The organism is Tardiphaga sp. OK245, from assembly GCF_900108575.1.
GTDB classification, from domain to species: Bacteria; Pseudomonadota; Alphaproteobacteria; order Rhizobiales; family Xanthobacteraceae; genus Tardiphaga; species Tardiphaga robiniae.
In genome coordinates this window covers 283346-310150 of sequence record NZ_FNWZ01000004.1, presented here as the reverse complement: position 1 = coordinate 310150, position 26805 = coordinate 283346, and the positions used below count along the sequence as shown (strand labels likewise).

Annotated in this window: 31 protein-coding genes; 18 read left to right on the top strand and 13 right to left on the bottom strand. The window is 62.1% G+C overall.

The annotated features are described in order from the left end of the window. Positions 1-4: 4 nt before the first annotated feature. The 3 genes from BLW80_RS20080 to BLW80_RS20070 form a co-directional block, all read right to left on the bottom strand. Positions 5-796 (bottom strand): thioesterase family protein, encoded by a 792-nt coding sequence (locus BLW80_RS20080; RefSeq protein WP_093759985.1) that lies wholly within the window; start codon positions 794-796, stop codon positions 5-7. 115 nt (positions 797-911) lie between these two features. Further along, positions 912-1403: a DUF3617 domain-containing protein gene (locus BLW80_RS20075; RefSeq protein WP_502688624.1), complete on the bottom strand. Its 492-nt coding sequence runs from the start codon at positions 1401-1403 to the stop codon at positions 912-914. Between the two features lie 101 nt (positions 1404-1504). After that, positions 1505-1798 carry a hypothetical protein gene (locus tag BLW80_RS20070; RefSeq protein ID WP_068731365.1) on the bottom strand — a complete coding sequence of 98 codons (294 nt, stop codon included), beginning with the start codon at positions 1796-1798 and terminating at the stop codon, positions 1505-1507. Between the two features lie 167 nt (positions 1799-1965). On the opposite strand from BLW80_RS20070, the gene BLW80_RS20065 reads away from it, so the two are divergent. The 4 genes from BLW80_RS20065 to BLW80_RS20050 all read left to right on the top strand — a co-directional run bounded on the left by BLW80_RS20065 (position 1966) and on the right by BLW80_RS20050 (position 4571). Continuing rightward, positions 1966-2436: a hypothetical protein gene (locus BLW80_RS20065; protein WP_093759343.1), complete on the top strand. Its 471-nt coding sequence runs from the start codon at positions 1966-1968 to the stop codon at positions 2434-2436. Positions 2437-2522: 86 nt separating this feature from the next. After that, the gene (locus BLW80_RS20060; RefSeq protein ID WP_093759342.1) at positions 2523-3209 is read left to right on the top strand and encodes a ribonuclease T2 family protein; all 687 of its coding nucleotides are present in this window, start codon (positions 2523-2525) and stop codon (positions 3207-3209) included. 32 nt (positions 3210-3241) lie between these two features. Then, positions 3242-4102 (top strand): 23S rRNA (adenine(2030)-N(6))-methyltransferase RlmJ, encoded by an 861-nt coding sequence (locus BLW80_RS20055; RefSeq protein ID WP_093759341.1) that lies wholly within the window; start codon positions 3242-3244, stop codon positions 4100-4102. Positions 4103-4355: 253 nt separating this feature from the next. Further along, on the top strand, positions 4356-4571 hold the full coding sequence (locus BLW80_RS20050; protein ID WP_068731145.1) for a cold-shock protein: 216 nt from the start codon (positions 4356-4358) through the stop codon (positions 4569-4571). Between the two features lie 138 nt (positions 4572-4709). Here BLW80_RS20050 and BLW80_RS20045 read toward each other — a convergent pair whose 3' ends face one another. Beyond that, entirely contained in the window at positions 4710-5330 is a 621-nt protein-coding gene (locus tag BLW80_RS20045; RefSeq protein ID WP_093759340.1) for an outer membrane protein, read from the bottom strand. 319 nt (positions 5331-5649) lie between these two features. Here BLW80_RS20045 and uvrC point away from each other — a divergent pair, with 319 nt between their 5' ends. From uvrC to BLW80_RS20015, 6 genes are all read left to right on the top strand, one after another. Continuing rightward, entirely contained in the window at positions 5650-7743 is a 2094-nt protein-coding gene (gene uvrC, locus BLW80_RS20040; protein WP_093759339.1) for an excinuclease ABC subunit UvrC, read from the top strand. A 121-nt stretch (positions 7744-7864) separates the two neighbouring features. After that, on the top strand, positions 7865-8476 hold the full coding sequence (gene pgsA, locus BLW80_RS20035; protein ID WP_089261825.1) for a CDP-diacylglycerol--glycerol-3-phosphate 3-phosphatidyltransferase: 612 nt from the start codon (positions 7865-7867) through the stop codon (positions 8474-8476). Next, a complete protein-coding gene (moaD, locus tag BLW80_RS20030; RefSeq protein ID WP_068731149.1) occupies positions 8473-8724 on the top strand; it encodes a molybdopterin converting factor subunit 1 in 252 nt (83 codons plus the stop codon). Before pgsA ends, moaD begins: the two co-directional genes overlap by 4 nt. A gap of 24 nt (positions 8725-8748) precedes the next feature. Beyond that, positions 8749-9231, top strand: a complete 483-nt coding sequence (locus BLW80_RS20025; protein ID WP_093759338.1) for a molybdenum cofactor biosynthesis protein MoaE — start codon at positions 8749-8751, stop codon at positions 9229-9231. Next, complete coding sequence (gene prmB / locus BLW80_RS20020; protein ID WP_093759337.1) at positions 9231-10268, top strand: 50S ribosomal protein L3 N(5)-glutamine methyltransferase; 1038 nt, start codon at positions 9231-9233, stop codon at positions 10266-10268. The genes BLW80_RS20025 and prmB overlap by 1 nt, the downstream gene beginning before the upstream one ends. A 245-nt stretch (positions 10269-10513) precedes the next feature. After that, positions 10514-11911, top strand: coding sequence for an MATE family efflux transporter (locus BLW80_RS20015; RefSeq protein WP_093759336.1), 1398 nt, complete (start codon positions 10514-10516; stop codon positions 11909-11911). A gap of 62 nt (positions 11912-11973) precedes the next feature. On the opposite strand, the gene BLW80_RS20010 is transcribed toward BLW80_RS20015, so the two are convergent. Further along, complete coding sequence (locus BLW80_RS20010) at positions 11974-13086, bottom strand: branched-chain amino acid aminotransferase (protein WP_093759335.1); 1113 nt, start codon at positions 13084-13086, stop codon at positions 11974-11976. Between the two features lie 237 nt (positions 13087-13323). On the opposite strand from BLW80_RS20010, the gene BLW80_RS20005 reads away from it, so the two are divergent. From BLW80_RS20005 to BLW80_RS19995, 3 genes are read left to right on the top strand one after another with little or no spacing between them, the layout of a single operon-like run. Next, a complete protein-coding gene (locus tag BLW80_RS20005) occupies positions 13324-13890 on the top strand; it encodes a MarR family winged helix-turn-helix transcriptional regulator (protein ID WP_068731153.1) in 567 nt (188 codons plus the stop codon). Then, complete coding sequence (locus BLW80_RS20000; protein WP_089261813.1) at positions 13887-14612, top strand: response regulator; 726 nt, start codon at positions 13887-13889, stop codon at positions 14610-14612. Before BLW80_RS20005 ends, BLW80_RS20000 begins: the two co-directional genes overlap by 4 nt. 18 nt (positions 14613-14630) lie before the next feature. Beyond that, complete coding sequence (locus tag BLW80_RS19995; RefSeq protein WP_089261811.1) at positions 14631-16019, top strand: ATP-binding protein; 1389 nt, start codon at positions 14631-14633, stop codon at positions 16017-16019. On the opposite strand, the gene proC is transcribed toward BLW80_RS19995, so the two are convergent. The 3 genes from proC to BLW80_RS19980 all read right to left on the bottom strand — a co-directional run bounded on the left by proC (position 16020) and on the right by BLW80_RS19980 (position 17852). Continuing rightward, a complete protein-coding gene (proC, locus tag BLW80_RS19990) occupies positions 16020-16853 on the bottom strand; it encodes a pyrroline-5-carboxylate reductase (protein WP_093759334.1) in 834 nt (277 codons plus the stop codon). A gap of 70 nt (positions 16854-16923) precedes the next feature. Next, positions 16924-17355 (bottom strand): GNAT family N-acetyltransferase, encoded by a 432-nt coding sequence (locus BLW80_RS19985; RefSeq protein WP_092139018.1) that lies wholly within the window; start codon positions 17353-17355, stop codon positions 16924-16926. Further along, the gene (locus BLW80_RS19980; RefSeq protein WP_089261805.1) at positions 17352-17852 is read right to left on the bottom strand and encodes a type III secretion system chaperone family protein; all 501 of its coding nucleotides are present in this window, start codon (positions 17850-17852) and stop codon (positions 17352-17354) included. The genes BLW80_RS19985 and BLW80_RS19980 overlap by 4 nt, the downstream gene beginning before the upstream one ends. Before the next feature lie 421 nt (positions 17853-18273). On the opposite strand from BLW80_RS19980, the gene BLW80_RS19975 reads away from it, so the two are divergent. Then, entirely contained in the window at positions 18274-18786 is a 513-nt protein-coding gene (locus BLW80_RS19975) for a 6,7-dimethyl-8-ribityllumazine synthase (protein ID WP_089261803.1), read from the top strand. A gap of 11 nt (positions 18787-18797) precedes the next feature. Here the strand turns inward: BLW80_RS19975 and BLW80_RS19970 are convergent, their stop codons facing one another. From BLW80_RS19970 to lgt, 5 genes are all read right to left on the bottom strand, one after another. Continuing rightward, positions 18798-19751 (bottom strand): ribose-phosphate pyrophosphokinase, encoded by a 954-nt coding sequence (locus BLW80_RS19970; RefSeq protein ID WP_089263589.1) that lies wholly within the window; start codon positions 19749-19751, stop codon positions 18798-18800. Positions 19752-19917: 166 nt separating this feature from the next. After that, complete coding sequence (locus BLW80_RS19965; RefSeq protein WP_093759333.1) at positions 19918-20526, bottom strand: hypothetical protein; 609 nt, start codon at positions 20524-20526, stop codon at positions 19918-19920. A gap of 198 nt (positions 20527-20724) precedes the next feature. Continuing rightward, positions 20725-21492 carry a peptidoglycan editing factor PgeF gene (gene pgeF, locus BLW80_RS19960; protein ID WP_093759332.1) on the bottom strand — a complete coding sequence of 256 codons (768 nt, stop codon included), beginning with the start codon at positions 21490-21492 and terminating at the stop codon, positions 20725-20727. After that, entirely contained in the window at positions 21489-22613 is a 1125-nt protein-coding gene (locus BLW80_RS19955; protein WP_093759331.1) for a class I SAM-dependent methyltransferase, read from the bottom strand. Before BLW80_RS19955 ends, pgeF begins: the two co-directional genes overlap by 4 nt. 1 nt (position 22614) lies before the next feature. Further along, positions 22615-23466 carry a prolipoprotein diacylglyceryl transferase gene (lgt, locus tag BLW80_RS19950; RefSeq protein WP_093759330.1) on the bottom strand — a complete coding sequence of 284 codons (852 nt, stop codon included), beginning with the start codon at positions 23464-23466 and terminating at the stop codon, positions 22615-22617. Positions 23467-23642: 176 nt separating this feature from the next. Between lgt and BLW80_RS19945 the strand changes: the two genes are divergently transcribed. From BLW80_RS19945 to ychF, 4 genes are all read left to right on the top strand, one after another. Then, positions 23643-23894, top strand: a complete 252-nt coding sequence (locus BLW80_RS19945; protein ID WP_089261793.1) for an accessory factor UbiK family protein — start codon at positions 23643-23645, stop codon at positions 23892-23894. Between the two features lie 243 nt (positions 23895-24137). After that, positions 24138-24848: a 50S ribosomal protein L25/general stress protein Ctc gene (locus BLW80_RS19940; RefSeq protein ID WP_068731165.1), complete on the top strand. Its 711-nt coding sequence runs from the start codon at positions 24138-24140 to the stop codon at positions 24846-24848. A gap of 21 nt (positions 24849-24869) precedes the next feature. Next, positions 24870-25472: an aminoacyl-tRNA hydrolase gene (pth, locus tag BLW80_RS19935; protein WP_093759329.1), complete on the top strand. Its 603-nt coding sequence runs from the start codon at positions 24870-24872 to the stop codon at positions 25470-25472. A gap of 112 nt (positions 25473-25584) precedes the next feature. Next, positions 25585-26682, top strand: a complete 1098-nt coding sequence (ychF, locus tag BLW80_RS19930) for a redox-regulated ATPase YchF (RefSeq protein WP_093759981.1) — start codon at positions 25585-25587, stop codon at positions 26680-26682. Positions 26683-26805 lie beyond the last annotated feature (123 nt).

Genomic DNA, 26805 nt, shown 5'->3' with positions numbered 1-26805 from the left:
GCGTCTATCCAAACACTGCAATATTCTGACGGCTGGCCATGATGGGCCGGCCGTTTCGATTCCACAGCGTCATCGCCTGGCTGGAATAACCGCCGGCGATCTGCTCGGCGACATTGCGGATCAGCCACCAGCCGTCATCGGTGGTGATCTCGTCGGTGAGCATGTCGATCGACCAGGTCATCGTGCTGATCGGCGAGGGCGTTGTGGATCGGACGGAAGCTGCCGGCGGCGGCGCGTCGGCCAAGGCCAGCAACGCCACCAGCGATGGCTGGATGCCGGGCTCGCGGTGGCGCAGCCACAGCATCATCTGCGGATCCTCGCTGCCGCTGAACGGCATCGAGCCCCCCATATGCCGGCCTTCGATATGCTCCAGGAAACGCAGCGTCGGCGGCGCACGGCGAAAGAAGTCCGGGCAATGCTCCGGTGCTTTCAGTTCCGGCGTCCCGGTAACCACATGGGCAAAAGCCGATTCACGCGCGGCGCCGAAGCAGAACATCGCGCGGGTCGCGAGGCCTGCTTCGCCGACAAGATCGACGCTGGCGAACAAGGTCGATTTGCCCTTGCGCAGAACGCTGGCGCGCAAATGCAATGGACCGGGGGCCGGGCCGATGAAGGCGATCTGCGCCGAGCGAAGCGGCGGCACGGCGCCGAATTCATTGAGCGCAGCCTGCATGCACAGTGCCGCGGCCAGACCGCCATAGACGGTACGGCCCTGTAGCCAGTCGTCGCTGACGCTGACGGCCCAGCCGTCGCCGGAGCGCGTCATGGACGACATCAATGCGGTGAATTCGGTCATTGCGTGTTCCTGATGTTTCCTGTCGCCGGCGTCGTAACGCGCCATTGGGATGATTACCATCATCTATAGCGGAGAACGCAGCGGTGGAAAACATCGGCGCAGCGGGCGCGCGGCTCTATTGCGGCCGGTGCATGCCCTTCATCTTCTCGATGTCTTTGACATTCATCTTCATGCCGCCGGGCATCATGATGTCACCGGGCTTCTGGTCCGGCTTGCAGGCGCCGAGCCATTTTGCTTCCAGCTGCGTGGTGTTGTCGCCCGCATTGGCCTTGGCGGCGCCCGAGCTCTGCGACGTGATCTTCATCGTATAGGCAGAATTGAAATCGCCTGTGATCTCGGCATGCGACGTGCTGGTGGTGCCGCCGATATTGCAGACCGAATCCGTGACATAGCCCGTCGCGGTCTTCTTCATCTCGTTCTTCGAACACATGTCCTTCGCCATCGGCGAGAAGGTCGTGTTCATGAACTTGTCGGTGGTCTCGTCCGTGCAGTGCTGCATCGTCATGCCGGGCATCCCGGCGCTGCCCTGCATCTTCATTTCCCAAAGCCCAGCCTTGCGTGCCGGCAACTCGATGGGATCGGCGATGGCGGGGATTGCCCACAACATCGCAGTCGCGCTCAAAACGGAAACATTCAACAGTGAAACATAGCGTCGCATCATGCTTGGTTCTCCCCAAGCCGATGAGACGCTGTGTCGCGTAAAAAGGTTCAGTAGCGAACGCGGAGCGGCCGATCCGAGGCGCCATAGGGCACCCAGCGGCAGGCGAACGAGACGTAGGCGCCATATTCCTGCGGGGCGCTCAGGAACTTCACGACCTTGCCGTAACGCGCGCAATGATCAATCGCCAGGGCGCGAATGTCGGTCTGGCTGATCAGGGATGTGGAGATGATGCCGCCGGTGTCATTGCCCTTGAATGGCGGCACCCAGTCGGCCTTGGCCGCGCTGCTCATGATCGCACCGCTCAGACCTGCAGCCAAAATCGCCAACCGAATCATTCGCATCACCGTCTCCATCGTCATTATGGGCACCTTAGAGGGCATCGGCGACGCTGAAAAGAACGCCGTCCAAGTTCTGACAGAGTTGTGCGCTGGGTGTGGCCGCGGTGCACTTGACCCTGCACGGGCTTCGCGGCACGTTCCGGGAACAATCATCAGACGGCGGATTCCCCATGCGCGACCTCATTTCATCCTGGAAGAAAGCCGTCCTGGCTGCCATTACCGGCGCCGTTCTCGGGCTTATGACCCTGGCTCCCGGCGCACAGGCTGCGAACCTGCTCGAGCTGAACTTCTGGCTGTCCGGGCCGAACTACGAGGGCCGTCTGGCGGATTGCGAAGCTGGTCTCTCGACGATTTCGTCCCAGTTCCAGGACAAGGAAAGCACCTTCTGGAATTCGGCGCTGCAGATCACCGGCTTTAGCCGTGTCCATGAGACCGCCTTCCGCCCCTGGACCTCCGACAATATTCCGCGCCGCTACTGCACCGCCGACGCGATGCTGACCGATGGCAAGACGCGCCAGGTGCATTATTCGATCATCGAGGACGGCGGCTTTGCCGGTTACGGCCAGGGCGTGGAATGGTGCGTTGTCGGTCTCGACCGCGACTGGGCCTATAACCCGCGTTGCCGGGCGGCGAAGCACTAAGCTTCGTTTGCGGATCCAACCCATTTTGTTCTTGAATTGTTCTTGATGCCTGATTAGGTTTGCCCTTCTCAGGGGTGGGGCGCGTCATGTTTCAGGCATTTCGATTTGTCGTTTCGCTTGGGTTTCTCGCGCTCGCGGCGCTGAGCGTCGATCCGGCCTCCGCCCAGGATCGCCGGCAGAATGCGCCGGGCGAATTCGATTTTTACGTGTTGTCGCTGTCATGGTCGCCGAGTTTCTGCGAGGCGGCTCAGGAGCGCGGCGGCAACAACCGCTCAGCCCAGATGCAATGCGGCGGCCGGCCTTACTCTTTCGTGGTTCATGGCCTGTGGCCGCAATATGACCGCGGCTTCCCGAATTACTGCGAGCGTCCGGCCCCGCGGCTGGCACGCAATATCATGCAGTCGATGCTCGACCTGATGCCGGCGCCCGGCCTGATCTTCAATGAATGGGACAAGCACGGCACCTGCTCCGGCCTCGGCCAGCGGGCCTATTTCGAAGCCATCCGCAAGGCGCGCGCCGGCGTCAAAATTCCCGACGAATTTCTCGATCTGCAGCAGGCCAAGACGATTGCGCCGGACGCAATCGAGGAAGCCTTCATCAAGGTCAATCCGGGTCTCAGTAATTCGGCCATCGCCGTGACCTGCGATCGTAACCGCCTGACCGAGGTCCGGGTCTGCATGAGCAAGGATCTCCAGTTCCGCGCTTGCGAGGAGATCGATCGCCGCGCCTGCCGCCGCGACCAGGTGGTGATGCCGCCGATGCGAGGCGGCTAGCTCAAACCGCCATCGTAGCGTACTGCTGGCGCATGAATTATCGCCACGCCTTCCACGCCGGCAACTTTGCCGATGTCATCAAGCATATCGTGCTGGTCCGCATCCTGACCCATCTGCAGGAGAAGCCGGCGCCGTTCCGCGTCATCGACAGTCATGCCGGCGCCGGGCTCTATGACCTGACCGGCGATGAAGCCACGCGCTCCGGCGAATGGACCACCGGCATCGCGCGCGCCCTGCAGGCGCGGTTCAGCGAAGCCAGTGCGCCGCTGGTCGCGCCCTATCTCGACATTGTCCGGTCATTCAATGCGCCGCGCGAACTCAAGGCCTATCCCGGCTCGCCGCTGATCGCGCGCGCCTTGATGCGGCCGCAGGACAGCATGGTGTGCTGCGAGGTCGAGCCGCAGGCGCGCAAGAAGCTGATCTCTGCGCTGCGCAGGGACGAGCAGGCGCGCGTGGTCGATATCGATGGCTGGATCGGTCTGCCGGCCTATGTGCCGCCGAAGGAACGACGCGGCGTGGTGCTGATCGATCCGCCCTATGAAGATAAGAACGAATTCGCGCGGATGGCTGCAGTGTTCGAGCAGGTCTATGCCAAATGGGCGACCGGCATTTACATGCTGTGGTATCCCGCCAAGAGCCGCCGCGCCACCGATGAGCTGGCGCAGCACGTCGCCGCGACGGCCGCTGCATCTGCCACACCTGGTAAATGCCTGCGCCTCGAATTCAGCGTTGCACCGCAAACGGCGGATGGTCCGCTGACCTCGACGGGACTTTTGATCGTCAATCCGCCGTGGAAGCTTGCTGCCGAGCTCAAGGAAATCCTGCCGCAGCTCGAGAAGCCGCTTGGCCTTGGCGGCGCTGGACGCTTCCGGCTCGAGACGGCCAAACCCTGACGTCGCACGGTCTGCGCTGAACTACGCAAACTCCAACTATCAAACGGTGCCGCCAAAAACGGTAGTCAATCCCGGCGGAACCGTATTAAGCTGCTGGCATTATGACTGGCTTTACGTTCCGCTTCCGCGAATGGTTGCGGCGGAGTGACGTGGCCCAAATCGATATTGAAACAAGGCCTAGCTTCCGTGGAGTGAATGTCCGGTCGGTCGCAGCGCGAAAGCGCCGCGGCGGAGCATTGCGGGGAGGGACCCGATGGGCATGAGCGGTACGGTCAAGTTTTTCAATGGCGAGCGTGGCTACGGCTTCATCAAGCCGGACGATGGCGGACGGGACGTGTTTGTGCACATTACCGCAGTCGAGCGCGCTGGCCTGAAGGACCTGATCGAAGGACAGCGGATCACCTTCGAGGTCGAGCCCGACAAGAAGGGCAAGGGCCCCAAAGCGGTCAATCTGGTCATCACAGGATAGCGGCGGATCCAGCTTGGGAGTGGGCCATAAAAAAAATCCCGGCCGCAGCGCGGCCGGGAGTGGATGGCGACGGTTTCTTGTACTTGGAGATAAAGTACTTGAAGACGAAGTCCGGACGCGAGGCGTCCGGAGCCGGGCTTAGAAGTGATAGTTCACGCCGATGCGCACGGTGCCGAAGCTGAGCCCGCTGTCGGTGCCAGTGAGCGTGTAGGTGTTCTTGGACAGATCGACATAGAGATATTCGATCTTGGCGGTCCAGTTCTGGTAGATGCCGACTTCGGCGCCGACGCCGGCGGTCCAGCCGACCGAAGTCTGCGACTGCTGCAGGCCGTTGAGCTCGGCTTCGAGGCTGCCGAAGGAGAGACCAGCGGTGCCGTAGAGCAATACGTTGTTGAAGGCGTAGCCGATGCGGCCGCGCGCCGTGCCGAACCAGGGGTTCGAGAACTTGTAGGTGGCGAAGCGGTCATCCGCGCCGGTGCCCTGCAGATCGCCTTCGAGACCGAACACGATGTTGCCGCTCTGCCAGTTGTAGCCGCCCGTCACGCCGCCGGCGATGCCCGAGGGCTTCGCACCGGTGTTGGAGACGCTGCCCCATTCGTAACCGAGAGTGGCGCCGAGATACGGACCGGCCCAGCTATAGGCGTTGAGCGGCTGGGCAACGGTATAGGGGGCGCGCGACCGGTAAGGCATGTCCGCCGCATGTGCTGTTGTCGCACCTGCAGCCACGAGGGCGACTGCTGCGAACGCAAACTTACTCATCTCAACTCTCCAAAATACGCGTTACTGCCGGCCCATGGGAGCGCGCTCGGGATCTGCCGAACGAAGCCTTAGGGTTACGGAATTCCATCTTTTATCGAGACGATTTATCGAGAGTTTTAGATTAAGCGGTCCTTAACGGGCTGCTGCGGCGCCGTATTGGCGTTAAAAGAGTCTTACTTTTGGCAATCGGCGAATTTCCTGGGGCGGGCGGCCAAAATCCTGTGGCCTGCCGCGAGCAGCAGGAAAACCGGCCGTTGCGAGGGCATTTCCGGTCGCACGAATGCTGGCGATGACCCGCTGCAACGCTTAAATTGACCGCATGATTCAAGACCCCACCGAGCCGCTGCACGAGACATCATCCGAGCCCGCAGCAGAGCCAGGTTCCGACAACCCTAGTTCCGGGCAGGCCACCCAGTCCACCTTGCAGGCGCCACCCGATCTCGAACCGGAACCCGCGCCGGCCGACGACGAGGAAGACGGCGCGCTCCCGGATGCTGGCGATGACGATTTCGGCGACGTGGTCGCCGAAGGCCCGCTGGCGCTCGGCCGTGCGGCCATCGAACATGCCGTACGGCATGCTCCGACATCGCCCGGCGTCTACCGGATGCTGAATGCGGCCAACGACGTGCTGTATGTCGGCAAGGCCAAGAACGTGAAGAAGCGGTTGTCGTCCTATGCAAGGCCGACCGGGCAGGTGATGCGCATCGCACGCATGATCGCGGCGACCGTGGTGGTGGAAATCATCTCGACCGCGACCGAGACCGAAGCATTGTTGCTTGAGGCCAATCTCATCAAGCAGCTGCGCCCGCGATTCAACGTGCAGCTCCGCGACGACAAGTCCTTTCCGTATATTCTGATCTCAGGCGATCACTGGGCGCCCCAGATTCTGAAACATCGCGGCGCGCAATCGCGGCCCGGCCGCTATTTCGGTCCATTCGCGTCGGTGGGCGCGGTCAACCGCACCATCACGGCACTGCAGCGCGCGTTCCTGGTGCGGTCGTGCACGGATTCCTTTTTCGAGAGCCGCACGCGCCCGTGTCTGCTGTATCAAATCCGCCGCTGCTCTGGCCCCTGCACCGGCGAGATCGATTTTCCCGGCTATACCGAACTGGTGCGTGAGGCGAAGGACTTCCTGTCCGGCCGCAGCCGCGCAGTGAAGCAGCTATTGGCTGGTGAAATGGAGAAGGCGTCGGACGAGCTCGCCTTCGAGCGCGCCGCGCTGTATCGCGACCGCCTTGCAGCCCTGTCTGCCATCCAGTCGCAGCAGGGCATCAATCCGCGCACCGTGGAGGAGGCCGACGTCTTCGCCATCCATCAGGAAGGCGGTTATTCCTGCGTCGAGGTGTTCTTCTTCCGCACCGGCCAGAACTGGGGCAACCGCGCCTATTTCCCCAAGGCCGAAAAATCATACACGCCGGAGGAAGTGCTCGGCTCGTTTCTGGCGCAGTTCTACGAGGACAAGCCGCCGCCGAAGATGGTGCTGCTGTCGCATGCCATCGAGGAAAGCGAGCTGCTGGCCAGCGCGCTTAGCGTAAAGGCAGGCTTCAAGGTCGAGGTGCTGACACCGCAGCGCGGCGAAAAGAAAGAGCTGGTCGTCCATGCACTGACCAATGCCCGCGAGGCGCTTGGCCGCAAGCTCGCCGACACGGCGACGCAGACGCGTCTGCTGGAAGGCATGTCGAAGATGGCGGGCATGGCCACCGTGCCGAAGCGCATCGAAGTCTATGACAATAGCCATATCCAGGGCACCAATGCGGTCGGTGCCATGATCGTGGCGGGGCCGGATGGCTTCATCAAGAACCAGTACCGCAAGTTCAACATCAAGTCGGAAGGGCTCACGCCCGGTGACGACTACGGGATGATGAAGGAGGTGCTGCAGCGCCGTTTCAAGCGTCTGCTGGTGCCGCCGGTTGAGGGCGAGGTGGTCAAGCCAAAGGACGATGACGTGCCGCTATGGCCCGATCTCGTCATCATCGATGGCGGCCGCGGCCAGCTCAATGCAGTCAAGGAGATCTTCGACGAGCTGAAGCTGACCGATGTGACCCTGATGGCTGTGGCCAAGGGGCCGGATCGTGACGCCGGCCGTGAGACCATGTTCATTCCTGGCCGCGAGGCTATCAAATTGGAGCCCCGGGACCCCGTTCTGTATTTTATCCAGCGGCTGCGCGACGAGGCGCATCGGTTCGTCATCGGATCGCACCGCACGCTGCGCAAGAAGGACATCCGCGAGGCCGGATTACAGGAAATCCCGGGGATCGGCCCAACCCGCAAGCGGGCACTCCTGCACCATTTCGGAACGCTGAAAGAGATCGAGCGGGCCTCCGTAGGCGACCTCGGCAAGGTTCCCGGCATCTCGGCCGAGAGCGCCCGCAAGATTTTCGACTTTTTTCACCCCCAGCCAGTGGCCAGATGACCGCAAAGATGGACGAGACGTAATCTGGCTGTCGCATGCCTTGGGGCAGTTTTGCGGTAAACTAAGCCGCCCCGCTTCGCTGGCGGTTGACCTCTGCGCTCTGGCAGTATTGGTAAGACGGATGACAGTGACCACGAGACGGGCCGCGAATTCCGCGATGTCCCTGCCAAATATCCTGACCATGGCCCGCATTGCCGCCATTCCGGTGGTGGTCGGCTGCATCTATTCGCAGTCGATCATGGATGGCCCGCTATGGCTGCGCTGGGTCGCGCTGGCCGTCTTTATCGGCGCCGCGGTCACGGATTTTCTCGATGGCTATTACGCCCGGATCTGGAATCAGCAGTCGGCCTTCGGCCGGATGCTTGATCCGATCGCCGACAAGCTGCTGGTGGCCTCTTGCCTGCTGATGCTGGCGGCCGATGGCATCATCCATGGCTGGACCCTGTGGGCCGCCATTGTGATCCTGTGCCGCGAAATTCTGGTCTCGGGCCTGCGTGAATATCTCGCCGCACTCCGTGTTAGCGTCCCGGTCTCCAGAGTGGCGAAGTGGAAGACGACGGCCCAGTTGATCGCCATCGGCTTCCTGCTGGCCGGTGAGGCGGGCGATCAGGTGATCCCGATCACGACACAGCTCGGCCTGTTGCTGCTGTGGATTTCCGCGCTCGTCACCATTTACACGGGCTACGACTATTTCAGGGCTGGCATTCACCACCTCATTGCGGAGGATGCATGAAGGTCGTCTACTTCGCCTGGGTGCGCGAGCGCATCGGCAAGGCCGAAGAGACGGTCGAGCCGCCAGCAGCCGTGCGCACCGTCGGCGATCTGATCGGATGGCTGAGCACGCGCGGCGACGAATATGCCTATGCGTTCGAAACACCGAAAGTGATCCGCGCCGCCATCGACCATACCCATGTGCGGCCCGACACCGTCATCGCTGGCGCCCGCGAGATTGCATTCTTCCCGCCGATGACCGGCGGCTGATTTACCAACGACTGCGTTGATCTCATGACCTCCAACGTGACCATCCGCATTCAGGATGCCGATTTCGACGTTTCCAGCGAAATCGCGGCGCTGACGGCAAGCCGTACGGACATCGGCGCGGTCGTTACGTTCAGTGGTATCTGCCGTGGCGGCCAAGAAAACCTAAGTGGCAGCGGCGACGCAACCACGGCGCTGACGCTGGAGCATTATCCCGGCATGGCCGAGGCAGAGATTGCGCGTCATGCCGATGAGGCGATGAACCGCTGGCCGCTCACGGGATTGACAATTGTTCACCGCGTCGGCCGCATCCTGCCCGGCGAGAATATCATGGTGGTGCTGACCGCGTCGGCGCACCGCCAGGCGGCGTTTCAGGCCGCCGAGTTTCTGATGGATTACCTCAAGGCGCATGCTCCGTTCTGGAAGCGCGAGGAAACCGCCGGTGGCAGCAGCTGGATTGCTGCGAAGACCGACGATGACGACGCCGCGGCGCGCTGGGATAAAAACTGATGGCAAAGAAGACTGTGAAGACAACCGCGAAGAAGGTGGTCAGGAAATCTGCGAGCAAGGCTTCTGCAAAGGCAAAGACTTCCGTGAAGAAGATCGCAACGGCGACTCTGCCGAAGGTTGGTGCGGGCGAGCTTGCGACATTGCTCGACTATGTGCGCTACGCCACCAGCCGTTTCATCGAGGCCCGGCTCTCTTTTGCGCACGGCACCACCGATCCCGTGGCCGAAGCCGCCTTCATCGTCTGCGAAGTCCTGCATCTGCATCCCGACCAGTTCGAGAATTTCGCCATGGCGCGGGTAACCGCGGCCGAAGGCAAGCAGATCCTCGACATCATTCATCGCCGCGTGACGACGCGCAAACCGGCGGCCTATCTGCTCAACAAGATCTATATGCGCGGCCTGCCGTTCTATGTGGACGAGCGCACCATTGTGCCGCGTTCCTTTATTGGCGAATTGCTGGATTCGCATTTCAGCGGTGACGACGGCGAAGGCGGATCGCTGATTGACGATCCCATGGAGATCGAAAGCGTGCTGGACCTTTGCACCGGCTCCGGCTGCATCGCGATCCTGGCGAGCCAGTCATTCCCCAACGCGCAGGTCGATGCCGTCGATCTCTCGCCTGCGGCGCTTGCCGTCGCTATGCGCAATGTCATCGATTACGGGCTCGACGAGCGGCTGACGCTTTACAAGGGCGATCTGTTCGAACCGCTCGGGGATACCCGTTACGATCTCATCATCACCAATCCGCCTTACGTCGATGCGCAGGGCATGGCGGATTTGCCGGATGAATGCCTGGCGGAACCGGCTATGGCTTTCGATGGCGGCGATGATGGGCTCGACATCGTCAGGAAGATCATTGAACAGGCTGGCGATCATCTGAATCCACATGGCGGTTTGTTGTGTGAAATCGGTCGCGGCCGCGCCAATGTTGATGAAGCCTTTCCCGATCTGCCGTTGATCTGGCTGGACACTGAAGACTCCGAAGGCGAGGTGTTCTGGGTGTCCGCTGCTGCGCTGCAAGGTCGCGGCGCGATCTAGAGGTCGGTCGTATCGTCTGATAGGCATCTATCGTATTAAACCAGACTTCTCCGCCGTCATTGCGAGGAGCGAAGCGACGCGGCAATCCAGTTCTTCCCTGTAAAAAGAAAGACTGGATTGCTTCGTCGCAATTGCTCCTCGCAATGACGGTTGAGAGAGATGTGAGACCATCCGACATCGTTGTCGGACGGATTTCGACGCGACATCCCTTGCAGTCGCGTCGTTCAAATCGACTGAAGGATGTCATGCTGCTGGCTGTCGGTCAGAAAGCGCCAACGCGCAATCTGTGGCTCGCTGAATTGCGAGCGACGCTGGCGCTTGGCTGGCCGCTGGTGCTGACCAATCTTGCGCAGATCGCACTCACCACGACCGACGTGATCATACTCGGCCGCGTGAGCGCGGAGGCATTGGCTGCGTCGGCGCTGGGCGTGAATCTCTATTTCGCGTTTCTGATTTTCGCCATCGGCCTCGTCACGGCGGCATCACCGATGATGGCGGAGGCGATCGGCCGCAAGCTGCATGCGGTGCGCGATGTCAGGCGAACATTTCGGCAAGGTTTGTGGACAGCGTTGATCGTCTCAGTGCCGGCATGGACCGTTCTCTGGCAGACCGAAGCGATCCTGTTGCTGTTCGGTCAGGAGGCGCAGGCCGCTGCCGATGCGCAGACCTTCATGCATATGTTGCAATGGGGTTTCCTGCCCGCGCTCGGGTTCATTGTGCTGCGCTCCTTTGTCGCTGCCGTGCAACGTCCGCTCTGGGCGCTGGTGGTGACGGGCGTGACCATTCTGTTCAATGCTGCTGCCAACTGGGTTCTGGTGTTCGGCCATCTCGGATTTCCGGAGATGGGTCTGCGCGGTTCCGGCCTTGCGACCACGCTGTCGAACATCTTTCTGTTCGCGGTCTTTGCGCTCGTTGTCGCGTGGCATCCGAAGTTTCGGCGCTATCATCTGTTCGGCAACTGGTGGCGCGCCGACTGGCCGCGTCTCGCAAAGCTATGGCGTATCGGTCTGCCGATCGGCGCGACGCTCGCATTCGAAATTACTGTCTTCAATGCGGCGGTGTTCCTGATGGGGCAGTTTGGAACGGCGGCCATCGCGGCGCATGCGATTGCGATCCAGATCGCATCGATCTCCTTCATGGTGCCAATGGGACTGAGCCAGGCGGCAACTGTCCGCGTTGGATTGGCCAAAGGCGCCGTGGATCGCGATGGCATCACGCGAGCAGGATGGACTGCATTTGGCCTTGCGGTGGCATTCATGGCGTCGATGAGCATGTTGTTGCTGGCTGCGCCGCGGGTCCTGATTGGCGCCTTCATCGATCTGGGCAATCCCGCCAATGCCGTCGTCATCGATACGGCAATGTCGTTTCTGTTTTGCGCGGCGGTGTTTCAGATTGCGGACGGCGCGCAGTCGGTCGCTGCAGGGATGCTGCGCGGATTGCAGGATACGCGCGTGCCGATGATCTTTGCCGCATTGGGCTATTGGGGCTTCGGCATGGGTCTCAGCCTGCTGTTCGCATTCAAGCTGGGCTTCGGCGGCGTCGGCATCTGGATCGGGCTGGCAGCGGGTCTCGCGGTCGTTGCGCCGGTTATGCTTTGGCGTTGGACCCGGCGCGTGCAACTCGGGCTCGTGCCGGCGACTTGAGCCAAATAAAAATGCCGCAGCCTCGAAAGGCCGCGGCATTTGTTGTCTTCAGGCGCCTGCGCTTACAGAACCTTGCGGATCCAGTTGTGCGGGTCTGGCGCGCGGCCGTACTGAATGTCGACCAGCTGTTTGCGCAGCCCCATCGTGACCGGACCAGCCGTGCCGCCATTGATGGTAAAATCGCCGCTCGCAGAGCGCACTTGGCCGATCGGCGAGATGACCGCCGCCGTGCCGCAGGCAAAGGCCTCTTTCAGCTTGCCGCTGGCAGCATCGGCACGCCATTGGTCGAGCGTATAGGGTTCTTCGCGCACCTGCGTGCCCTTGTCCTTCGCCAGCGCGATGATCGAATCGCGCGTGATGCCCGGCAGGATCGTGCCGAGCGGCGGTGTCAGCAGCGAACCGTCCTCGAACACGAAGAAAATGTTCATGCCGCCAAGTTCTTCGATGTAACGGCGCTCGACCGCATCGAGGAACACGACCTGATCGCAGCCGTGATCGCTGGCTTCCGCCTGCGCGCGCAGGCTCGCGGCGTAGTTGCCACCGCATTTGACGGCGCCGGTGCCGCCGATCGCGGCGCGTGTGTAGTTCTCCGACACCCAAATCGACACCGGGGCGGGGCCGCCCTTGAAATAGGAGCCGACCGGCGAGGCGATGACGGCAAAGATGTATTCCGCGGACGGCTTCACGCCGAGGAAAATCTCGCTCGCGACCATGAAGGGGCGCAGGTAGAGGCTGCCTTCGCCTGATGGAATCCAGGCGCGGTCGATGCGCACGAGTTGCTCGATCGCATCGATAAACACGGGCTCGGGCAGCGGGGCCATGGCCATGCGATCGGCCGAATTTCGGAAGCGCCTTGCATTGGCATCGGGGCGGAACAGATTCACGCCGCCGTCTTCACGCACATAGGCCTTGAGCCCTTCGAAAATCTCCTGCGCGTAATGCAGGACGGCCGCTGCGGGATCGAGCGGGAAATTCGCGCGGGATTCGATGCGCGCGCCATGCCAGCCGTCGGTCTGATTATAGCGGACGATGGCCATGTGATCGGTGAAAACCCGGCCGAAGCCCGGATCCTTGAGTTTTGCTGCGCGGTCCGCCTCGGACACCGCGTTCGCCGCGGGCTGAATGTCGAATTTCAGCAAAGCTGCACCATCGATTTTATCGAACGAAACTCCCATGGACCTCACTCCTGCTTACGGCGCAGCTCCTGGGGGCGGCAGCGTCGATGTTGTTCTACGTCAAGCGGACCCACGGCAAAAGCGTTTCCGGCCCCGGTGGATGACCCAGGACAGGCTTTAGCGCCATGCCGAAGTCCGGTATGGTTCTCAGATCGGCCCTATTGGGCCATGCGGCGAGAGTTCTAATGTTTCGTCGCGATGGTCAGTTTTGTAAGATTGAACCCAAGATATGTCAATATGGTTGACGTAAATTCCAAGGACGCGGCGTCACGATCGCTTGAGACGATCCAGCGGCAATCCAGCGGCGATCCTGCGAAACCGCCCCGCTGGGACATCATCGAGCTGTTGTTCTTTGCCTATCGCGACTTTGTGGGCGATCCCGACGATGTGCTCGATCAGTTCGGTTTCGGGCGCGCCCATCACCGGGTCGTACACTTTGTGCATCGCTATCCCGGCCTGAAGGTTGCCGATCTGCTCGATGTCTTGCGTATTACGAAGCAGTCGCTGGGCCGTGTCCTCAAGCAATTGCTCGATGAAGGGTATATCGTTCAGAAATCCGGCGAGGCGGATCGGCGGCAACGGCTTCTTTTCGCCACGGCCAAGGGTGAAGCTCTCGTTGCGCAGCTCGCGGGTTTGCAGACCGATCGCATCAACCGCGCGCTCAAGGATTTTACGCCGGTCGAAGTCGAAGCGATCGGCAGGTTTCTCTCGGCGATGATCGACCGCAATGATCCCGACAAGGTGCTGCAGGTCATCTTGGGCCAGGCATCCGCCAAAACTGACGGCAGGACAAACAAGACATGATGTTAGCTCAGGCCGCCAAACGTATGCCGGTGCCATTGGCCGACGATGCGCCGCATCTGCTGCTGGTCGATGACGACCGCCGTATTCGCGATCTCCTCTCGCGCTTTCTCTCGGGCGAGGGCTACCGCGTCACCACGGCGCCGAGCGCCAAGGAAGCGCGCGCCAAGCTGCTCGGTCTGCATTTCGATCTCCTGATCCTCGATGTGATGATGCCAGGCGAGACCGGCTTCGAGCTCGCGCGCTTCATTCGGACGTCCTCGGCCGTGCCGATCATCATGCTGACGGCGCGGCACGAGGCGGAAAGCCGGATCGAGGGATTGCAGATCGGCGCCGACGACTATGTGGCCAAGCCGTTCGAGCCGCGCGAACTGGTGCTGCGCATCGCAAACATCCTGAAGCGTAGTGCGCCGGTGCCGGTCGAGCGCGCGGAGTCGCTGCAGTTCGGGCCTTATGTGTATCACCTCGCGCGCGGCGAACTACGCCAAGGCGACGAGATCATCCATCTCACTGACCGCGAGCGTGACATGCTGCGTGTGCTGGCTGCGGCGCCCGGCGAGACCGTGCCGCGCGGTGAACTCACCGGCGGCGGTGGCACCGTGAACGAGCGTGCGGTGGACGTGCAGATCAATCGCCTGCGTCGCAAGATCGAGACCGATCCGGCCAATCCGTTGTTTCTGCAGGCCGTGCGTGGCATCGGCTATCGCCTCGTCGCGTCGCCATAGTTCGATGAAGTTTGCACGATGACCACACTCGACACCGGCATCACCATCCTCCGCTCTGCGGCGGGCCGCGTCTCTGCGGCGCACAGTCTGATGGGCCGGCGCTTCAAGAGCGTGATGCCCACGGGGCTCTATGCCCGCACACTGCTGATCATGATCGTGCCGATGGTGCTGCTGCAGTCGGTGGTCGCCTTCGTGTTCATGGAGCGGCACTGGAACACGGTGACGCGCCGCCTGTCGCAGGCGGTGGTGCAGGACATCGCGACGCTGATCGACGTCTACAAGGTTTATCCGCAGGATAAGGACCGCACGCAGATCAAAGCCATCGCACAGCAGCGCCTTGGCCTCGTGGTGGATTTCCTGCCGCTCGGCGACATGCCGCCGCCAGGTCCGAAGCCGTTCTTCTCGCTGCTCGATCAGGCGCTGTCGGTCCAGATCGGCCGGCAGATCACGCGGCCGTTCTGGATCGACACCGTTGGTCGCTCCAATCTCGTGGAAATCCGCATCCAGCTCGATGATGCCGTGATGCGCATCTTCGCCCAGCGTAGTGCTGCTTACGCGTCGAATTCGGAAATCTTCCTGTTCTGGATGGTGGGGACGTCTTCGATCCTGCTGATCGTCGCGATCCTGTTCCTGCGTAACCAGATCCGCCCGATCCTCAAACTCGCTGACGCCGCCGAAAGTTTCGGCAAGGGCCGCGAAGCGCCGAATTTCCGGCCGCGCGGCGCACGCGAGGTCCGTCGTGCCGCCAATGCCTTCATCGAGATGAAGGCGCGTATCGAACGCGCAATGGAGCAGCGCACGGCCATGCTGGCCGGCGTCTCGCATGATCTACGCACCATCCTGACGCGCTTCAAGCTCGAACTGGCGCTGATCGAGGACGGTCCGGAAGTCGATGGCATGCGCAAGGATATCGATGAGATGTCGGGCATGCTCGAGGCCTATCTCGCTTTTGCGCGCGGCGACAGCGGCGAGCAGGCGCAGCCGACAGACATGGCTGCAGCGCTGGAAGAACTCCGTAGCGATGCCGAGCGCAACGGCCATAAGGCGACGGTCACGTTCCACGGCCTGCCGATCGTCACGGTGAAGCCAGCCGCGTTCAAGCGTTGCCTCGGCAATCTCGTTTCGAACGCCGCGCGCCACGCCAACGATATCGCCATCACTGGGCACCGCGATCATCGCTATCTCACGGTCACGGTGGACGACGACGGCCCCGGTATTCCCGCCGATATGCGTGAAGAAGTGTTCAAACCGTTCCTGCGGCTCGACGACGCCCGCAATCAGGACGAAGGCGGGACAGGTTTGGGCCTCGCCATCGCCCGCGACATAGCGCGCTCCCATGGCGGCGATATTACGCTGGCGGAGAGTCCGATGGGCGGACTGAGGGCGGTGGTGCGGGTGCCCGTCTAGTTATTTCGCCAGTTCCTTAGACCGCGCCGTTGCCGCAGCAATCGCGCGAGTCAGCAGCGGCTCGAAACCATCATCGGCCATCAATACGCTGAGCGCGGCTGCAGTGGTCCCGCCGGGCGAGGTGACGTTCTTTCGCAGCGTCGCCGCGTCGAGATCGGACTGGCGGAGGAGCTCGCCCGAACCGGACACTGTCTCGCGAGCAAGCTTCATCGCGAGTTCGGGCGGCAAGCCCGCAGCAATGCCGGCGCGAGCCATTTCTTCGGCCAGCAGAAACACATAAGCAGGCCCCGAGCCGGAGACGGCCGTCACAGCATCGATCAGGCTCTCGTCCTCGACCCATTCCACCGATCCGGTGGCGCGCAACAGCGCGTCGGTCAGGCCGCGTTGCTCCTGCGATACGTCGCTCGCGGCAACCGCCACGGTGATGCCGCGGCCGATCGCGGCCGGTGTATTCGGCATCGCGCGAACCACGTTGCCGCCGCAGGCCTTGGCGATGCCGGCGATGGTGGTGCCGGCCATGATCGAGACCACGAGGGATGATCCGGCGATTGTGCGCAGGGTCGGGCCGACCTCCGCGAACATCTGCGGCTTCACGGCAAGAACCAGTGCGGCGACAGCGCCGATGTCTTTCACATCCGGATTGAGGCGGACACCCTTTGCCGCGAGCGCCTTGATCTCGTCGGAGACATGCGGATCGATCACGACGGCGCGCGTCGGATTGAGCCCGCCAGCGATCCAGCCCGTCAGCATTGCGCCGCCCATCTTGCCGGCGCCGGCCAGCACGATATGGCCGTCGATGGTGTTGAGCGCGCGTGAGGTCGTGGAGGAGGTCATCGCAAAATCCCGGCTGTCAGAACGGCCGGGACCATAACATTGCGGGGCAGGCCGCACAGCCCGAACGGACCTAGACGAAGCTTTTTTTCAGGAAGTAGCGCGGACCGCCGCGCGGATAGTCCGGGATTTCGCCAAACACTTCATAGCCCTGCTTCTCGTAGAAGCTCCGCGCCTGAAACCAGTAGGTATCGAGCCACAGACCGATGCAGCCGCGTTCACGCGCGATCTCTTCCGCCTTGGCGAGGACCTTCGAGCCGATGTCCTGGCCGCGAAACTGCTCGGGCACGACGAACAGCTCGACGAAACACCAGTTGAACGCGGTCTTGCCCCAGATGCCGCCGATCGGCTCGCCGGTCGCAGGATCGTGGATCAAGATCGAGAGCGGCTGGTGATTGTTGGGGCCGACGGTCTTGGTATTGTAGGCCAGCAACGCATTTGCGACCACCAGCCGTTCGGCCTCGCCGGGCGCATCCGGCACGGTGATGACCGGCGCGTCGGTCATGCTTCGCCGGCAGTGTCGAACATCGCAGCAGACATCGCTTCGGCTGCGGTCTTGCCGGCCCACACCACGAACTGCAATGCCGGATAGTAGCGCTCGCAGGAATGGATCGCCGAGACCAGCATCGCTTCGCACTGCGCGGTCGTTGCGGTGAGGCCATCGGGCAGCACCAGTGCCTGCCGGTACATCACCATGCCTGAGTGAGTCCAGATATCGAAATGACCGACCCACATCTGTTCGTTGATCGCGGCGATCAGGCGCTGCACTTCCGCGCGGCGAGCGGGTGGAATCTTCATGTCGAAGGCGCAAGCCAGATGCAGGGCCTCGATCTCGTTCATCCAGGTGAAGGAGAGCTGGTAATCGATCCAGTCACCCTTAGAAACAATTGTGACTTCGTCTTCGCCGGAGCGCTCGAAGGCCCAGTTATGATCGGCGGCAATATCCTCGACAACGGCGAGCGGGTTGAGCCGTGAATCGATAGTACCTTCGAGAAGTGACATGCCGTCGCGACCTTGCTCTTGAAATGTGATGATGCAAACAGCTGGCCGGTACGCGAAAATGTCGGAGCGTCGCTGCAGGCTGCAAGTTCTATTCGTCCAGACCTTGCGAGTTTGAAGTGATGTGATTTGCTGAATCTGCGCAACGGCACCACGAATCCATCCACAGACAAACCGGCCCTCATCCACAGGTCATCTCGCCGCAATGAGAACAAACCGGAATCGGATTCCCGGATTGCGAGTCTGTGCGGTGCGCCCTCGCGCGCCGCGAGTCCGGTTGGGGTGGTAACTATTGATTCCGCCGCGGGGCCCGAAAGCTTTCCCGGCCTCGCAGGAGTCCTGTTGGGCCCGATACAGCCTGTGGACGGCCTTGCTGGGCTGGTTCGGTTTCGGCATAGTTTGGCCGTAACGAAAGTATCAGGCCATGAACGACACCACCTCCGAGTCATCCGCAGTCCAGCATCCGCGCTTTGCCAAGCCGCAACGCGTCGCCTTCGTGCAGTCGTCCTGGCATCGCGACATCGTTGCACCGTGTTGGGAATCGTTTCTGAGCGAGATCGAGGCGCGTCATATCGGCCCGTCGCAGGTCGATCTGTTCGAAGTGCCTGGCTCGTTCGAGATCCCACTGCATGTGCAGGTTCTCGCCAAGACGCGGCGCTACACGGCCATCGTCGCGGCCGGCCTCGTGATCGACAGCGGCACCCGCGGCTTCGTGGCGGACACGGTCATCCGTGCGCTCATGGATGTGCAGCTACGCACCGAGATCCCAGTGTTCTCGGCCGTGACGGCGCCGGAGGATTTTCACGAGACGGAAGAGCGGGCGGCATTCTTCCGCAAGCACTTTGCGGAGAGCGGCCTCAAGGTCGCGGCAGCCTGCGCCGAGACGCTACTCAGTCTGGAGCGTCTGCGCGGTCAGGTCGCGGCCGGGATCGTGTAGAGGCGCGAGCCTTAGTCGAACAGGCTCGATACCGACTCTTCCGATGCGGTGCGGCCGATCGCTTCGGCGATCAGCGAGGCAACCGAGAGCACGCGGATGTTCGGCGATTTGCTGACGGCTTCCGTGGGCTGGATCGAGTCCGTGATCACCAATTCCTTGAGCTTGGAATTGGCGATGCGCGCGGCGGCGCCGCCGGACAGCACGCCATGGGTGAGGTAGGCGGAGACGTCCTTGGCACCGTATTTGAGTAGCGCATCGGCGGCGTTCACCAGCGTGCCGCCGGAGTCGACGATGTCGTCGATCAGGATGCAGGTGTAGCCGGCGACGTCGCCAATCACGTTCATCACTTCGGATTCACCGGGGCGTTCGCGGCGTTTGTCGACGATGGCGAGCGGCGCGTTGATGCGTTTGGCAAGGCCGCGGGCACGGGCGACGCCGCCGACGTCGGGCGAAACCACCATCACATTGGCGAGATCGAACTTCTCCTTGATGTCGCGCACCATCAACGGCGCGGCATAGAGGTTGTCGGTCGGGATATCGAAGAAGCCCTGGATCTGGCCGGCATGCAGGTCGAGCGTCATGACGCGGTCGGCGCCGGCATGGGTGATCATGTTGGCGACCAGCTTGGCCGAGATCGGGGTGCGGCCACCGGCCTTGCGGTCCTGGCGAGCGTAGCCGAAATAGGGGATCACCGCGGTGATGCGGCGCGCGGAAGCGCGGCGCAGCGCATCGGTGATGATCAGCAATTCCATCAGATGGTCGTTGGTCGGGAACGACGTGGATTGAAGAATGAAGACGTCGGAGCCGCGGACGTTTTCCTGGATCTCGACGAAGATTTCCATATCGGCGAAGCGCCGGACGCTGGCCTTGGTCAGCGGGATATTCAGCGAGGTCGCGATTTCCTGCGCGAGGACAGGATTGGAATTACCGGCGACCAGTTTGATCGAACCGTTCTTGGCCGACATCGACGCGTCTCCCCGCGGCTTGGTGGATACAACGTTCAGCATATCGGATTACCCACAAGAACTCGTCTAGCTGAGCGAGGTGATATCAAGGTCGGCCGTCCGCTGGCAACCCGTGGGCCGCTGTTTTCCTGCGTAAAAACGGGCCTCTGCTTAACGTGAACTGAAGTCAGCGCGTCTCGGCAAATGCGGTGGCCTGCACGGGCAATTCATCGGTACTGGCGATGGCGGGTCCGTTGCCACTTGGCGCAGGCGGCTGCTCGCCGGGCGTGGTGCCGTTGATCATGCCATTGAGGCCGGTGAGCCCCGCTTGCGCGATCCGCCGCAAGACAAGGTCGTCGGCAGTAGCCCAGGCGTCGCGGCCGCCTTTGCCGGCCTGTTCCTCGCCGCTCAGGCGCAGAGCACGGTTCTGGTCGCGGTCATAGACATCCCAGACCCAGGCGATCGAGGTCTGGCCGCCGCGAACCTGGGCCGAGAGGTAGCTGCGGACCCGAAAAGCCGCGCTGTCCTTGCGCGATACAACCGCAAGGTTGCGCAGGCGCGCTTCACTATCCAACAGGTTGACCATGCGGTCGAAGACCTGCGGCGGCGGCCCGTCGATGGATTCGAACGCGATCGTCGGGCCGGAGGCGGTGGAAAGGCTGGCCTGCGCGTTCATGGCGCCGCCCGAATTGGGGACATTGGCGCAGCCGGCAAGCCCAAACGCTACGGTCAGCGATAGCGCAGCCTGGATCAGGCGCGGTCTGGCTCGATCGGTCGTAAGGGCAGAAAATCGCATAGGGCGTCCCGACTTCCGTCCGTTTGCCGCAAGCGGCGCCGGACAGGTCGAGCGATATCGTTAAAATGCGTTAAGGTCTAGGGCAGCGCGGCCACAGGTCTTTCCAGGGTGACCGAAACGGTCACCGCGCCCCGACAATTCGCGTTCAGTTTGAGGCAGTTCGGCCGCGTTAAGGATAACGGCGCGTCAACGCGCGAGTTACCGCTCGAGCACGATGGCGTGGATCTGGCGTCCGTAATCCGGCTCTTTCCGATGCACCGACCTGCGATAGCTGAACAGGTTGTTGTCGGGATAGGTGTCGATACCGGTGTCATCGATAATGGCAATGCCGGCGCGCTCCAGCCGCATCCGGATGAAGCCGCCGAGATCGAACATGGCATGACCGGCGCGGGTCGAGGGAATGAAGAACCGGGCGAAGCCAGCGTCGGCCTGGGTGAAGCGTTCGACGAATTCGGCACCAACCTCATAGCTTGGCTGGCGGATCAGCGGACCGATCGCGACCACAATGTCGGAACGATCGGCGCCGAGTTTTTCCATCTCTGCGATGGTGGCTTCGAGCACACCGGTGAAGGCGCCCTTCCAGCCGGCATGGGCGGCGCCGATGACGCGCGCCTTGGGGTCGGCAAACAATACGGGACCGCAATCGGCCGTCGTGACGCCGAGCGCCAGGCCCTCGACCTTCGTCACCATGGCATCGACGCGCGGCCGTGAATCGCCATTCCACGGTGCCGTGGCGACGGCGACATCGGGCGAATGGACCTGATAGGCGGTGAGGAAGTGCAGGGGGGCGACGCCCATCTCCGCCGCCATGCGCCGGCGGTTCTCCGCGACATGCGCGGGATCGTCGTTCGATCCGAGTCCGCCATTGAGCCCGGCATAGATGCCTTCGGAGACACCGCCGTCGCGCGTGAAGAACGCGTGGCGCAGGCCGGGAATGGCTGACAGCAAAGGCGATGTGAAAGTCATGATGTCGGGGCCTCGATGCCGGTGTCGTCGCTCAGCGCCACCAGCGTGTCGATATTGGGATCGGAGATGCCGACCACCTTGAACATCGCGCCCATGCCGCCGCGGCCGCTGTCGATCAAGCGTTTCAGTGCGCCGGAGACCGTTTCCGATACTTCCGGCGTGGCCTTGGCCATCAAGGTCAGCGCGCGCGTCTCGATGCCGAGGCGCTTGAGGAATTCGCCCTGCGTCACCGGCCCGTGCACGCGTGCGCCAACATCCTCTGCTGCGCGGCCGAGTGCCTGGAAATCCACATGCGCGGTGATATCGGCCTGGCCGGGATTCTTCAGCGGATCGGCATAGCTATGCTGTGCGATAGCCTGCAGAGTGTCGCCGGCATCGCTGCGGACATGGCCGTAATCGATGATCAGAGCTGCGCCGCCTTCGTCGCGGACGCGGCTGGCAATCTTCATCATCTCGGTATCGGGGCGCCATTCGAACACCGCGCCGACAGGGGCTGCACGCACCAGCGGTGGCAGCAGCACATCGAAACGCGGCAGCGGATCAGTTGACGCGCTGAACATCAGCTGGCCGTTGCTGTCGATATCCACCATGCGCTCGTGCCAGCCGCCTTCGCGCTTCACGGCCTGATGGATCGGCAGGACGTCGAAATATTCATTGGCAAGGATGATCGACGGACCCGCGGGGACGGTTTCGATACTGTCGTGCCAGGTGATGTTGCGGGCGCCGGATAGCGTTGCCTTCTGCTTCTCGCGCAGCACCGGATTGATTTCGACGAGATGCACGTTGAGCGCCTGATACAGCGGCGGCAGCACGCGTAGGGCGCGGAGCGCGTCGGCCATCATGGTGCCGCGGCCGGGGCCCAGTTCGATCAGGTGCACGAAGGGCGGCGCGCCGATCGCGCGCCAGACCGAAGCCGACCACAGGCCGAGCAGCTCGCCGAACATCTGGCTGACTTCGGGCGACGTGGTGAAGTCACCCTCGCGACCGAGCGGATCGCGCGAAATGTAGTAGCCGTGTTGCGGATGGGTCAGGCACAGCTGCATGTAGCGCCACACCGGCATCGGTCCGGTGGACTTGATCAGGCGCTTGATTTCATCCTGCAGCGGCGATTGGTCGGTCACATCAGGCCTTCTTGCCTGGGCTCAATTCGAGCGATGCCTGCGGCTTTCGCCAGGCGCGCACCATCAAAACGAGTCCCACAAATATCATCGGCACGGAGAGCAGCATGCCCATGGTGAGCCCACCCCACAGAAATCCGAGTTGCGGGTCCGGCTCGCGGAAGAATTCTCCCGTAATACGCGCCAGCGCATAAAAAAAGATGAAGGCGCCGAGGATCAGGCCGGGCCGCTTCAGCGCACCGGCCCGGATCATTACGGCGAGAATGAGAAAGAGCCCGATGCCTTCGAGGCCAGCTTCATAGAGCTGGCTGGGATGGCGCGGTAGCGGCCCGCCATTGGGAAACACCATCGCCCAGGGCACGCTGGCGTCGGCGTGGCGGCCCCATAATTCGCTGTTGATGAAATTGGCGAGGCGCCCGAGCAATAGGCCGATCGGGCCGACCGCGCAGGTGATGTCGCCGAGCGACAGGACCGACAATCCACGCTTCCAGCAGAATAGAAACACGGCAAAGACGCAGCCCATAAAGCCGCCATGGAACGACATGCCGCCCTTCCATAGCTCGAAGATCTCGGCAGGGTGGGCGATGAAGAAATCGAGATTGTAGAACAGCACATAGCCGGTGCGGCCACCGACAATGATGCCGATCGTCACCCAGAGGATGAAGTCGTCGAAATCCAGCAGGGAGATCGGTGAGGACCCGCCCCACAGTTTCGTGCTCTTGATCAGTGCGCGGGCATAGATCCAGCCGAGCACGATGCCGCCGATATAGGCCAGCGCGTACCAGCGAATGACGATGGGGCCGAGCGCAATGGCGACCGGATCGAAAACGGGGAAGGCGATGGTCAGGAATGGCATGTGGTGGGCTTACGGCTCCCGGTGCCGCCAGTAAAGCATTGGCATGTGACGAATTAAGGGACTTCTGCAGTTGTGAACGCCAAAAGCAGGCGATACTTGAACTGCGCGGCCGGGATCGCCATTGTCGATCTACAACTTAATCCCGCGTGTTTGTTCATCCGACCGGAGTTCTTGCCATGACCCAGACCAACAATCGGTTCTTCGACGAGATCGGCCGCCTGATGAACGATGCCGCCGGCGCGGCTCAGGGCGTCAAGCGCGAGGTCGATACGGTTGTGCGTAATCAGGCTGAGAAGATCCTGCGCGATCTCGATATCGTGAAGCGCGAGGAGTTCGAGGCGGTCAAGGATATGGCCCGGCTCGCCCGCGAGGAGAACGAGGCGCTAAAGGCCCGGATCGCAGCGCTGGAAGCCAAGCTCGGCGGCTGAGAGGAAGCCTTGCCGGTGGCCTGCACGGCGCGCCGGACATCGGCTGCCTGTTCACAAATGGCTAAAATAGGCCCCTGGAAGGGCTCCGCAGACGAAGAAAAAGCCCGTCATTTCCTTGTCTTTTTGGCGTTTCGGCGGTAGAAGCCGCCCACGTCCGCAGCCCCCGCACCCCTGGAGGCTTGCTGCAGCGTGAAAACGGGCCGCATTGCGGCCTTTAACTTTTAGAAAACAAGGACTTAAACGATGGCGACCGTCAAGGAATTGAAGGCGACCTCACGTCCGGTCGGCGGCAAGGGGGCCGCACGGGCAGAGCGTCGCGCCGGCCGAGTGCCCGGAGTGATCTATGGTGACAACAAGCCCCCGGTGGCGATTTCGGTGAATGATGCCGAACTGCGTCAGCGCATTCTGGCAGGCCGGTTCCTCACCACGATTTACGACATCGAGCTTGAGGGCAAGAAGCACCGCGTGATTCCGCGCGACTTCCACCTCGACCCGGTCAAGGACTTCCCGCTCCACGTCGACTTCCTCCGCCTCGGCGAAGGCGCGACCATCCGCGTCAGCGTTCCGCTGCACATCAAGGGCGCTGAAGGCGCTCCGGGCGTGAAGCGTGGCGGCACCATCAACATCGTGACCCACACGATCGAACTGGAAGCCGAAGCCGAGAGCATTCCGCAGTTCCTCGAGGTTGATGTCGGCCAGCTCGATATCGGCACGTCGCTGCACATCACCGACGTTGTTCTGCCGAAGGGCGTGAAGACGCTGGCGCGCGATGCCGACCTGACGCTGGTCACCATCGTGCCGCCGTCGGGCTACGGTGAAGAAGCTGCGACCCCTGCGGCTGCTGCTGCGGCTCCCGCGGCTGCTGGTGCCAAGGCTCCGGCTGCCGGCGCCAAGGCCCCCGCCGCTGGTGCAAAGGCTCCGGCCGCTGCCGCCGCTCCGGCGAAGAAGAAGTAATCCGGCGCGGAGCTCCGCGTCATGCTTCTCTTTGTTGGACTCGGAAACCCTGGTGCCAAATACCAGGGCAACCGGCACAATATCGGGTTCATGGTTCTCGATGATATCGCGCGGCGTCACGGTTTTGGACCGTGGCGCCGTCGCTTTCAGGGCGAGACCTCGGAAGGCACGCTGTCTGGTGAGCGCGTCATCCTGCTAAAGCCCATGACCTTCATGAACGAGTCCGGCCGCTCGGTGCAGGAAGCGTCCGCCTATTTGAAGATTTCACTCGGCGACATCGCCGCGTTTCACGACGAGCTCGAACTGCCATTCGCCAAGGTGCGCGTGAAGGTCGGCGGCGGCATTGCGGGACATAACGGTCTGCGCTCGATCTCCGCGCATGTCGGCAACGACTATCGGCGCGTGCGCCTCGGCATCGGACATCCCGGTGCCAAGGAGCTGGTGCATAATCACGTGCTGAGCGATTTCGCCAAGGCCGAACGGCTTCAGCTCGAAGCGTTCAACGATGCGGTGTCCGACCATGTCGGCCTGCTGGTCGGTGGTCAGGACTCGTCGTTTCAGAACAAGGTGCATCTGACGATGCAGGCCAAGGGTTTCACGTCGAAGGACGACAACGGCAAGTAACAACACACTCCGTCATGGCCGGGCTTGTCCCGGCCATCCACGACTTCTTTGTTGCAAAGACGTGGATACCCGGCATTCGCCGGGCATGACGAACATTAACATCGAGGACGTCATGGGATTCAAATGCGGGATCGTCGGATTGCCGAATGTCGGCAAATCGACGCTGTTCAATGCACTGACGGAAACCGCGGCTGCGCAGGCTGCGAACTATCCGTTCTGCACCATCGAGCCGAATGTCGGTGAAGTCGCGGTGCCGGACAAGCGCCTCGACAAGCTGTCCGAGATCGGCAAGTCGCAGCAGATCATTCCGACGCGCCTGACCTTCGTGGACATTGCGGGCCTGGTGAAGGGCGCGTCGAAGGGCGAAGGCCTCGGCAACCAGTTCCTCGCCACCATCCGCGAAGTCGATGCCGTTGCGCATGTGGTGCGTTGCTTCATCGATGACGACATCACCCATGTCGAGGGCAAGATCGATCCGCTCGCCGACATCGAGATCATCGAGACCGAACTGATGCTCGCGGATCTGGATTCCTGTGAGAAGCGCATCGACAACCTGACCAAGAAGGCCAAGGGCAACGACAAGGACGCCAAGGAACAGCTCGATCTGGTCCAGCGCGCTTTGGTGCTGCTGCGCGACGGCAAGCCGACGCGTTTTCTCGAGCGCAAGCCTGAGGAAGAGCGCGCGTTTGGCATGCTCGGCCTGCTGACCTCCAAGCCTGTTCTCTATGTCTGCAATGTCGAGGAAGGCGCGGCGGGCGAAGGCAACGAATACTCGAAGCGGGTCGCAGAACATGCTGCGAAGGAGGGCGCCGTTGCGGTCGCCATCTCCGCCAAGATCGAATCCGAGATCGCGACGCTCTCACGTGCCGAACGCGTGGAATTCCTCGATACGCTCGGGCTTGAAGAAGCGGGCCTCGATCGCCTGATCCGTGCAGGCTATTCGCTGCTGCACCTCATCACCTACTTCACCGTCGGCCCCAAGGAAGCCCGTGCCTGGACCATCACCCAGGGCACCAAGGCACCGCAGGCTGCAGCCGTGATCCACACGGATTTCGAGAAGGGCTTTATCCGCGCGGAAACCATTGGCTATGACGACTATGTCAGGCTCGGTGGCGAAGCCGGCGCGCGCGATGGCGGCAAGCTGCGGTTGGAAGGCAAGGAATATGTCGTCGCCGACGGCGACGTGCTGCATTTCCGGTTCAACACGTAAGATATTCTCAATCCTCTCTCTGTCATTGCGAGGAGCGAAGCGACGCGGCAATCCAGGAGCCACAAGCGAAGACTGGATTGCTTCGTCGCAAGGGCTCCTCGCAATGACGGCGGAGAGAATTAA

Excerpts from the sequence above, each read along its gene's own strand:
- pth (WP_093759329.1), top strand. The coding sequence starts at position 24,870 with ATGCTTCTCTTTGTTGGACTCGGAAACCCTGGTGCCAAATACCAGGGC.
- BLW80_RS20000 (WP_089261813.1), top strand. The coding sequence starts at position 13,887 with ATGATGTTAGCTCAGGCCGCCAAACGTATGCCGGTGCCATTGGCCGAC.
- BLW80_RS20010 (WP_093759335.1), bottom strand. The coding sequence starts at position 13,086 with ATGGGAGTTTCGTTCGATAAAATCGATGGTGCAGCTTTGCTGAAATTC.
- BLW80_RS20015 (WP_093759336.1), top strand. The coding sequence starts at position 10,514 with ATGCTGCTGGCTGTCGGTCAGAAAGCGCCAACGCGCAATCTGTGGCTC.
- BLW80_RS20065 (WP_093759343.1), top strand. The coding sequence starts at position 1,966 with ATGCGCGACCTCATTTCATCCTGGAAGAAAGCCGTCCTGGCTGCCATT.
- BLW80_RS20060 (WP_093759342.1), top strand. The coding sequence starts at position 2,523 with ATGTTTCAGGCATTTCGATTTGTCGTTTCGCTTGGGTTTCTCGCGCTC.
- BLW80_RS20005 (WP_068731153.1), top strand. The coding sequence starts at position 13,324 with ATGGTTGACGTAAATTCCAAGGACGCGGCGTCACGATCGCTTGAGACG.
- BLW80_RS20025 (WP_093759338.1), top strand. The coding sequence starts at position 8,749 with ATGACCTCCAACGTGACCATCCGCATTCAGGATGCCGATTTCGACGTT.
- BLW80_RS20075 (WP_502688624.1), bottom strand. The coding sequence starts at position 1,403 with ATGTTGTGGGCAATCCCCGCCATCGCCGATCCCATCGAGTTGCCGGCA.
- BLW80_RS20055 (WP_093759341.1), top strand. The coding sequence starts at position 3,242 with ATGAATTATCGCCACGCCTTCCACGCCGGCAACTTTGCCGATGTCATC.
- lgt (WP_093759330.1), bottom strand. The coding sequence starts at position 23,466 with ATGCCATTCCTGACCATCGCCTTCCCCGTTTTCGATCCGGTCGCCATT.
- BLW80_RS20080 (WP_093759985.1), bottom strand. The coding sequence starts at position 796 with ATGACCGAATTCACCGCATTGATGTCGTCCATGACGCGCTCCGGCGAC.
- BLW80_RS19965 (WP_093759333.1), bottom strand. The coding sequence starts at position 20,526 with ATGCGATTTTCTGCCCTTACGACCGATCGAGCCAGACCGCGCCTGATC.
- BLW80_RS19945 (WP_089261793.1), top strand. The coding sequence starts at position 23,643 with ATGACCCAGACCAACAATCGGTTCTTCGACGAGATCGGCCGCCTGATG.
- proC (WP_093759334.1), bottom strand. The coding sequence starts at position 16,853 with ATGACCTCCTCCACGACCTCACGCGCGCTCAACACCATCGACGGCCAT.
- ychF (WP_093759981.1), top strand. The coding sequence starts at position 25,585 with ATGGGATTCAAATGCGGGATCGTCGGATTGCCGAATGTCGGCAAATCG.
- BLW80_RS19940 (WP_068731165.1), top strand. The coding sequence starts at position 24,138 with ATGGCGACCGTCAAGGAATTGAAGGCGACCTCACGTCCGGTCGGCGGC.
- BLW80_RS19975 (WP_089261803.1), top strand. The coding sequence starts at position 18,274 with ATGAACGACACCACCTCCGAGTCATCCGCAGTCCAGCATCCGCGCTTT.
- pgeF (WP_093759332.1), bottom strand. The coding sequence starts at position 21,492 with ATGACTTTCACATCGCCTTTGCTGTCAGCCATTCCCGGCCTGCGCCAC.
- BLW80_RS20050 (WP_068731145.1), top strand. The coding sequence starts at position 4,356 with ATGGGCATGAGCGGTACGGTCAAGTTTTTCAATGGCGAGCGTGGCTAC.
- BLW80_RS19980 (WP_089261805.1), bottom strand. The coding sequence starts at position 17,852 with ATGTCACTTCTCGAAGGTACTATCGATTCACGGCTCAACCCGCTCGCC.
- prmB (WP_093759337.1), top strand. The coding sequence starts at position 9,231 with ATGGCAAAGAAGACTGTGAAGACAACCGCGAAGAAGGTGGTCAGGAAA.
- moaD (WP_068731149.1), top strand. The coding sequence starts at position 8,473 with ATGAAGGTCGTCTACTTCGCCTGGGTGCGCGAGCGCATCGGCAAGGCC.
- BLW80_RS20070 (WP_068731365.1), bottom strand. The coding sequence starts at position 1,798 with ATGCGAATGATTCGGTTGGCGATTTTGGCTGCAGGTCTGAGCGGTGCG.
- BLW80_RS20045 (WP_093759340.1), bottom strand. The coding sequence starts at position 5,330 with ATGAGTAAGTTTGCGTTCGCAGCAGTCGCCCTCGTGGCTGCAGGTGCG.
- uvrC (WP_093759339.1), top strand. The coding sequence starts at position 5,650 with ATGATTCAAGACCCCACCGAGCCGCTGCACGAGACATCATCCGAGCCC.
- BLW80_RS19985 (WP_092139018.1), bottom strand. The coding sequence starts at position 17,355 with ATGACCGACGCGCCGGTCATCACCGTGCCGGATGCGCCCGGCGAGGCC.
- pgsA (WP_089261825.1), top strand. The coding sequence starts at position 7,865 with ATGACAGTGACCACGAGACGGGCCGCGAATTCCGCGATGTCCCTGCCA.
- BLW80_RS19970 (WP_089263589.1), bottom strand. The coding sequence starts at position 19,751 with ATGTCGGCCAAGAACGGTTCGATCAAACTGGTCGCCGGTAATTCCAAT.
- BLW80_RS19995 (WP_089261811.1), top strand. The coding sequence starts at position 14,631 with ATGACCACACTCGACACCGGCATCACCATCCTCCGCTCTGCGGCGGGC.